Raw genomic sequence first — 7,589 nt, forward strand, 5'->3', positions numbered from 1 at the left:
GCTCCGCAGGGCCCGCCTGGGCGTCCTGCGGGTCCTGCGGGGCCGTCGCCGGATGGGACGACGGGTCGGTCTCGGGTGCGGCCCGCACCCCCGCCCACCTGACCGCCTTCGCGCCGGAATCGGACGCGGCACGTGGGTCCGGTCCCGGCGTACCCCCCGTCGGCGTCATCGGACCGGCTCCGTCGTGTGGGCCGCCGCCAGTCTCGCCGTCGCCGCGCGGTCCGGCTTCAGGGAGCGGCCCGACAGCGGGATGTCGGCGAGAAGGAGGGCGTCGGGGCGAGCGGTGCCCATGCGTCGCAGTGGGCCCGCCAGCGCCGCCCGGACGTCGGCGCGGTCGGCCTCGCGGCGCGGCTGGACCACGGCGACCAGGCGCTCGTCGCCGTCACCGGCCGGGACGCCCACCAGGAGCGCGAGTTCGACGCCGGGCACGTGCAGCGCCGGCTCGTAGAGACCCGGATAGATGTTCTCCGCCCCCCTCAGCACCATGTCCTTGCAGCGCCCCGCGAGCACGATCCGGCCGCGCGCGTCGAGCAGCCCCCGGTCGCCGGTGCGGACCCAGGGGTCGGGCTCCTCGCCCAGGTAGCGGTGCCGGGCGCCCGGCCCGGACAGCAGCAGCTCGCCGCCCGGCCCGGTCCGCGCCGTCACCCCGGGCAGCGGCGCGCCGACCAGATCGCCGTCGCCCGGGAACGCCGCCTTCTCCGCCTGCTCGACGGCGGCGGCCGGGAACAGCTCGGTGAGCGCGTACACCCCCCACGCCTCGTCCGCCCCGGCCCGTCGTACGCGCGTGAGCAGCTCGGCGCTCGCCGGCGCGGAGCCGGTCCACACCCGCCCGCCGAACCGCGCGTCCGCGGCCAGCGCCGCCCTCAGCTGAGGTGGCGTCAGATAGGTGGCCTGCGGGGCGAGCCGCCGCAGCTGGCGGACCAGCACGCGCGGTGACCGGGCGGGCAGCGCGACCGGCGCGCCGCTCGCGAGCGACGGCACGAGGACGAAGAACGTACCGCCGAGCACGGGGAGCCCCGGCTGAGGACGGACGAGATCCGTCACCGTCGCCATTCCGGCGGCGAGCGACGCACGCGTGTGCACCACCGCGCGCGGGCGCGAGGTCGTGCCCGAGGTGAAGACGATCACCGCGTCCCCGTCCTCGTCCACCGCACGGGGCGGGACCGACATCCCGCTCACCGCCTCCAACGCCGGGGCGCACCCCGGCAGGCGACGCCCGACCGTGACCACCGGCCCGCCCAGTTCCGCCAGGTCCGGCAGCGCGAGCCGAGCCCGGCGGGCGAGCGGCCGTGCCCAGCCGGCGACCGCCTGGGCGGCCGCGTCGGCGAGCACGACGGCGGGGCGGGCCAGCGCGAGGCGGGCCCGCAGCACGTCGGGGCCGGCGCCCGGGTCGAGCACTGCCGCCCGCAGCCCGAGCCGGTGCACGGCCAGCATCACGGCCAGCGCGCGCGGCCCGGGCCGTACCGCGACCCCGACGGTGTCGCCGCGCCGCAGACCCCGCGCGTGCAGCGCGGAGGCGTAGTGGTCCGCGAGGTCGGCGAGCTCCCCGCAGGTGGCCTTCGTCCGGACGGCCCCGGACCGGGTCGTGCCGAGCACGGCCGGGCGGCCGGGGTCCGACCGCAGGGTGTGGGTGAGAGCGTCCAGCATCAGCGAGGGTCCTCCCCGTGCCGCCCCGGTCCTCTGTCCAGGTACCAGCGGGCGGTTCCGACGATTCCGTACGCGCGCAGGCGCCGGGTGGAGTTCTCCACCACCATGTCGCGGGCGTGCACGATGGCGGTGGTGCGCCGGCGCACCCGGTTCAGGAAGAGCCGGTCGGTGGGGGAGGGGCGGCGGGGCATCCCTCCGACGGCCTCGTACAGCCGCGCGGTGATGGCCATGTTGTTGCCCGCGTGCATCCGGTACGGCGCGAGGTAGCCGTGCCGCCGCCGGTGCGCGGGCCGTACCCGGCCGAAGAACGCGGCGACGCTGACGAGGGTGCGGAACAGGGCGCGGCCGACCGGCCCGTGCTCGTCCCTGCGGGCGTCGATCCGGCCGCACACCAGCCCCGCGCCGCCCCGTAGCGCGGTCCGGGCGGCGGCCGTCCAGCCGGGGTGCGGAAGGCAGTCGGCGTCCGTACGGGCCAGCAACGCGGCCCCGTGACCGATCGCGTACCGGAACCCGGTGTCCACGGCGCACCCCACGCCCTTGTCCCGCTCGTCGAGCACATGGACGGGGAACGGCGCCCGCCGCGCGAACGCGCGGGCGATGGCGGCGGTGTCGTCCTCGGACGCGTTGTCCACCACGACCAGCTGGAAGTCCCGGTCCACCTGGGCGGCGAGGGCCTCCAGGGTGTCGCCGATGCGCGCCGCCTCCTGATGCGCGGGCACCACGACCCACAGTGCGTCGTTCACGCCTTCTCCCAGACCATCGTCATGATGCTGACGCCACCGCCGAGACCGACGAACAGCACCCGGTCGCCGCTGCGCAGCTGGGCCTGGACCCGGTCGAGTTGGACCCCCAGTGTCGCGCTCGCGATGTTGCCGAGTTCGGGGACGGTGACGACGAGCCGGTCCTCCGGAACGCCGGTGATCTCCACGAACCGCTCCAGGTACGGCACGGTGACCTGGTGGACCAGCACGTACCGGAAGTGGCGCCACTCGAGCCCCGTACGGTGCAGCACGCGGTCGACGACCGACGTGCCCACCTTCTCGAACACCTCGCGCAGCTCGCTGCCGTCGCCCCGGAAGTAGGTGTGCTCGTCGCCGCGTGGATGGCGTGAACCGCCGCCGAATATCCCGCCCACCGGCCAGTGTTCGGAGTGCGTCTCGGTGTCCACGTCGAGGATCCCGCCGCGGTCCACCGCCTCCAGGACCACCGCGGCGCCCGCGTCGCCGAACGTGTAGCCGGCGAACCCGTCCCGGAACTGGGCCGGATCCGACGGGTCGTGGCGTACGGCGCGGCTCGGCGTCTCCCCGGTGACGACGAGGGCCCGCCGGGCCCGCCCGGCCAGGATCATGCCCCGGGCCAGGTCGATGCCGTTGACGAAGCTGTTGCAGGCGTTGGTGACATCCAACGCGTGGGCCCTTGAGCCCAGTTCGGCCTGGACGATGTGCGCGGTGGCCGGTTCCACCATGTCGCGCGTGGCGGAGGCGAACACCAGCAGATCGATGTCCTGCGGTTCGGCCCCGGCCCGCACCAGGGCCTGCCGGGCGGCCCCCACCGCCAGCGTGGAGGCGTACTCGCCCGGCCCCACGACGCGCCGGGTCGCGATCCCGGTGGCCCGCTCGAACACCCCGGCGGGCAAAGCCATCCCACTGCCGGCCACGACCCGCTGCCGCAGCCGCTCCGAATCCATGACCCGATCGGGCAGGCACGCGCCGACCCCGGTGATCCCGATACGGAGGGGGCCGTCCGCGACGGCCTGATGACTGTTCATACACCGGAGGCTACGAAGGGCGCCGGCCTTCGGCCTGAGTGTCCGTACTCAGTCCTCCTGAGGGAAAGCCCGGTTCCTCCGCCATGCCGTTCGTGATCTTCCTCCCCGCCCCGGACCGAGCGATGAGCCGCCCTGGACCCTGCCGATACGGTGGGCGGAAGATCGTTCGGCGGAAGGTGACGGGATCATGCGACTCATTCAGGCCTCCGGCGCGACGGAGCCCCGGCGATGACGGCGGGGTCCTCCGGGGCGCCCGCGGGAACCCCGGCGCCGGGCGCGGCCGACGCTCCACAGGTTCTGGTGCGCACGGAAGGGCGGGCCGGGTTCCTCACCCTGAACCGGCCGCGGGCCATCAACGCGCTCACCCACCCGATGGTGCTCCGCATCGAGGAGGCGCTGACCGCCTGGGAGCACGATCCGGCCGTCGAGACCGTCGTCCTCCAGGGCGCCGGGGAGCGCGGACTGTGCGCGGGCGGCGACATCCGGGCCATCCACGACGACGCCCGCGCCGGCGGCACCGCCACCCTCGGCTTCTGGCGTGACGAGTACCGGCTCAACGCCCACATCGCCCGCTACCCCAAGCCCTACGTCGCCTTCATGGACGGCATCGTGATGGGCGGCGGAGTCGGCGTCTCGGCCCATGGCTCCGTCCGCGTCGTCACCGAACGGTCCCGCGTCGCGATGCCCGAGACGGGCATCGGCTTCGCCCCCGACGTCGGCGGCACCCATCTGCTGGGCCGGGCGCCCGGCGAGCTGGGCACGCACCTCGCCCTGACCGGCGCACAGGCCGATGCCGCCGACGCCCTTCTCACCGGCCTCGCCGACCACTTCGTACCCTCCGGGGAGCTGCCCCGCCTGGCCGAGGAACTCACCAGGGCGCCCGCGCACGAGGTGCTGACCCGGTTCGCGCGCCCCGCGCCGCCCGGCCGGCTGGCCGCCGCACGCGACTGGATCGACGCCTGCTACGCGGCCGACACGGTGGAGGAGATCGTCGACCGGCTCCTCGACCACGGCCTCCCCGAAGCGAAGGAGACCGCCGACGCCCTCCTCGCCAAGTCACCGACCGCCCTCAAGGTCACCCTCGCGGCGGTCCGCCGCGCCCGGACCCTGGACTCTCTGGAGGCCGTCCTCGACATGGAGTTCGGGCTCTCCCGCACCGCCCTCTCCTCCGCCGACCTCGTCGAGGGCATCCGCGCCCAGGTCGTCGACAAGGACCGCCACCCGCGGTGGACACCGCCCACGCTCGCAGAGGTGACGGACGCCGACGTGGCACGGTACTTCGCCCGGCCGAGCGACCCGCGAAAACTCCGATGACGCGACCGGGCTCCCTTCCCTAGACTCGCCGCACGCGCCGCCGAGATCACGGCGCGCGCCGACGACCGACGAGGGGAGCCCGACCGTGTGTTGCCGCACCGCTGTCGTCGTGCCCCGGTCCCGGTACGACGTGATCCTGATGTCTCCCCCTGCCCGGTGCCGGCTGCGCGGCCGCCACCGGAAGCCCGTGACGAACGCCTGACCCCTCCTCACCCCGAGGAGCCTCCGGCACGCCCGCGCTCGCCTGGCACGGACCCGCCCCGACGCCTTGGGGACCCAAGAGCCTCGGGACGTGAAGTCCGCCTGCCCGCACGCTTCGTGCCGTCCGGTGGGGTCGTGCTCCGCCGCCTCCGGGCCGCCTCGTCCGGGAGATCGCGCCGCCCTCTCTCGTACCCACCGAAAGGTCCGGGCCGTGCGCACCCACCTTCCCCGCCACCTCACCACCTCCCTGAACCGTGTCCGCAACCTGGGCATCCTCGCCCACGTCGACGCCGGCAAGACCACCGTCACCGAGCGGATGCTCTACCTCACCGGCGCCACCCACAAGCGCGGCGAGGTCCACGACGGCACCACCGTCACCGACTTCGACGCGCAGGAACGCGACCGCGGCATCACCATCTTCGCGGCGGCCGTCAGCTGCGTCTGGGACGACCACCGGATCAACCTCATCGACACACCCGGACACGTCGACTTCTCCGACGAGGTGGAACGCTCGCTGCGCGTCCTCGACGGCGCGATCGCGGTGTTCGACGCCGTCGCCGGGGTCGAACCGCAGAGCGAGACCGTCTGGCGCCAGGCCGACCGGCACGGCGTCCCGAGGATCGCCTTCGTCAACAAGCTGGACCGCGCGGGCGCCGACCTGGACACGGCCGTGGCGTCGATCCGGGACCGCCTGCACACGGTGCCGCTCGTCGTCCAGCTGCCGATCGGCCGCGAGGACGCGTTCACCGGCGTGGTCGACCTCGTGCGCATGCGCGCCCTGGTCTGGGCCGCCGGCGCCGACACGTACACCGAGGGCCCCGTGCCCGAGGCGCTCGTGGAGGAGGCGACGCGTCGGCGTCGCGCCCTCGAAGAGGCGGTGGCGGAACTCCATCCGGCCGTGCTCGAGGAGTTCTGCGCCGCGTCCTCGCTCGGCGCGCGGACCCTCACGGCCGCGCTGCGCGACCTGACCCGGACCGGAGACGCCGTGGTCGTGCTGTGCGGCTCGGCGTACCGCAACCGCGGGACGGAGCCGCTGCTCGACGCCGTCGTCGCCTACCTGCCCTCGCCTCTCGACGTCCCGCCCGTACGCGGCACGGCGGACGGCGCGGAACAGGAGCGGGCCGCCGACCCGGAGGAACCGTTCGCCGCGCTCGTCTTCAAGGTCAACTCCACCGCCACCGGGCGGCTCACCTACCTCCGCGTCTACGCGGGGACCATCGGAAAGGGGGATGTCGTGCTCGACGTCGCGGCCCGGCGCACGGAGCGGATCGGCCGGATCCTGCGTGTGCAGGCCGACCGGAAGTCCGAGGTGGAACGGGCTGTGGCCGGGGACATCGTCGCGGTCGTCGGCGTGAAGGAGGCCCGCGCGGGCGCGACGCTCTGCGCGCCCTCCGCCCCGCTGCTCCTCGAACCGCCCACGGTGGCAGACCCCGTCGTCTCCGTCGCGGTCGAGGCGCGCCGGAGTCTGGACACCGACCGGATGGCGTCGGCGCTGGCCCGGCTCGTCGAGGAGGACCCCTCGCTGACCGTCAGGACCGACTCCGAGACCGGTCAGACCGTGCTCTCGGGCATGGGTGAACTCCATCTGGAGGTGGCCGTGGAGAAGATCCGCCTGGCCCAGGGCCTGGAGATCGTCGTCGGCAGACCGCAGGTGGCCTACCGGGAGACGGTCGTCCGCGGGGTCTCCGGGCTGGTGTACCGGCACGTCAAGCAGGACGGCGGCGCCGGTCAGTTCGCCCACGTCGTCCTCGACGTCGAACCGCTCGACGCCGAGGAACCGGGCACGGGGGAGTTCGCCTTCACCTCCACCGTCACCGGGGGCCGCGTGCCGCAGGAGTACGTCCGCGCGGTCGAGGCAGGCTGTCGGGACGCCCTCGCGGAGGGGCCCCTCGGCGGTCATCCGGTCACCGGTCTGCGGGTGACACTGACGGACGGCGCGACCCACTCCAAGGACTCCTCGGAGATGGCGTTCCGTACGGCAGGCCGCTTCGCGCTCCGTGAGGCTCTGCGGGCCGGCGCGATGACGCTCCTGGAGCCGGTGGTCGAGGTCACGGTCACCGTGCCCGACAGCGCCGTGGGCGGTGTGCTCGGTGACCTGGCGGCCCGCCGGGGCCGGGTCTCCGGCTCGACGGCGCGCGCAGGGACCGCGGTCCTCACGGCGACGGTGCCGCTGGCCGAGCTGTTCGGCTACGCGTCCCGGCTGCGCAGCCGCACCCAGGGCCGGGGCACGTTCACCACCCGGCCCACGGGTTACGCCCTCGTGCCGGCCAAGCCGGCCGGCCCGAGGACCCGATAGCGGCCGAAGGGCCCGCCTCCGGCCGGGGCGGGCCCGTCCCGCGCGCCCTCCGCGCCGCACATACGATCATGCCGACGAACGGAGGGGTGGGATGACGTCATCGAAGAGGCCCGCGCGGTCGCGTCGCAAGCAGCGGCGCGAGGACGGGGAAGAGGGCTGCTGCGCAGGGGCTTTCGACGACTGCACCTCCTGGTGCGCGATGCACTGCCCCCAGATGGCGTTGGTCCTGCTGCCGACCCTGATCGCGGCGCTGCTGCGTCCCGCGGCCGGTCGGCGTGTGACGCCCGGCCGGCCGCGGGGGAGGGTGGCAGGAGTGCTGCACACGGGCGTCCCGCACCACCAGGAGGAGATTAACCCGACCCG

Annotated in this window: 6 protein-coding genes; 3 read left to right on the forward strand and 3 right to left on the reverse strand. The window is 74.7% G+C overall.

Annotated features, from left to right (window positions below; translation table 11 throughout):
* Positions 1–165 precede the first annotated feature (165 nt).
* Genes ACFUJR_RS35385 through ACFUJR_RS35395 form a run of 3 tightly spaced genes read right to left on the reverse strand, consistent with a single transcriptional unit; the run spans position 166 to position 3,415 of the window.
* Entirely contained in the window at positions 166–1,647 is a 1,482-nt protein-coding gene (locus ACFUJR_RS35385) for a class I adenylate-forming enzyme family protein (RefSeq protein ID WP_383163393.1), read from the reverse strand.
* Positions 1,647–2,390 (reverse strand): glycosyltransferase family A protein, encoded by a 744-nt coding sequence (locus ACFUJR_RS35390; protein ID WP_383163394.1) that lies wholly within the window; start codon positions 2,388–2,390, stop codon positions 1,647–1,649. Before ACFUJR_RS35390 ends, ACFUJR_RS35385 begins: the two co-directional genes overlap by 1 nt.
* Entirely contained in the window at positions 2,387–3,415 is a 1,029-nt protein-coding gene (locus ACFUJR_RS35395; protein WP_383163396.1) for a 3-oxoacyl-ACP synthase III family protein, read from the reverse strand. The genes ACFUJR_RS35390 and ACFUJR_RS35395 overlap by 4 nt, the downstream gene beginning before the upstream one ends.
* Before the next feature lie 228 nt (positions 3,416–3,643).
* Between ACFUJR_RS35395 and ACFUJR_RS35400 the strand changes: the two genes are divergently transcribed.
* The 3 genes from ACFUJR_RS35400 to ACFUJR_RS35410 all read left to right on the forward strand — a co-directional run.
* The gene (locus tag ACFUJR_RS35400) at positions 3,644–4,729 is read left to right on the forward strand and encodes an enoyl-CoA hydratase/isomerase family protein (protein ID WP_383163397.1); all 1,086 of its coding nucleotides are present in this window, start codon (positions 3,644–3,646) and stop codon (positions 4,727–4,729) included.
* 412 nt (positions 4,730–5,141) lie between these two features.
* Positions 5,142–7,226 (forward strand): elongation factor G, encoded by a 2,085-nt coding sequence (fusA, locus tag ACFUJR_RS35405; RefSeq protein ID WP_383451120.1) that lies wholly within the window; start codon positions 5,142–5,144, stop codon positions 7,224–7,226.
* Between the two features lie 91 nt (positions 7,227–7,317).
* Positions 7,318–7,589 (forward strand): hypothetical protein (locus tag ACFUJR_RS35410; RefSeq protein ID WP_383451123.1); only part of this gene is annotated, 272 nt, incomplete at its 3' end.

This window comes from Streptomyces sp. NPDC057271, assembly GCF_042668715.1.
GTDB lineage: Bacteria > Actinomycetota > Actinomycetes > Streptomycetales > Streptomycetaceae > Streptomyces.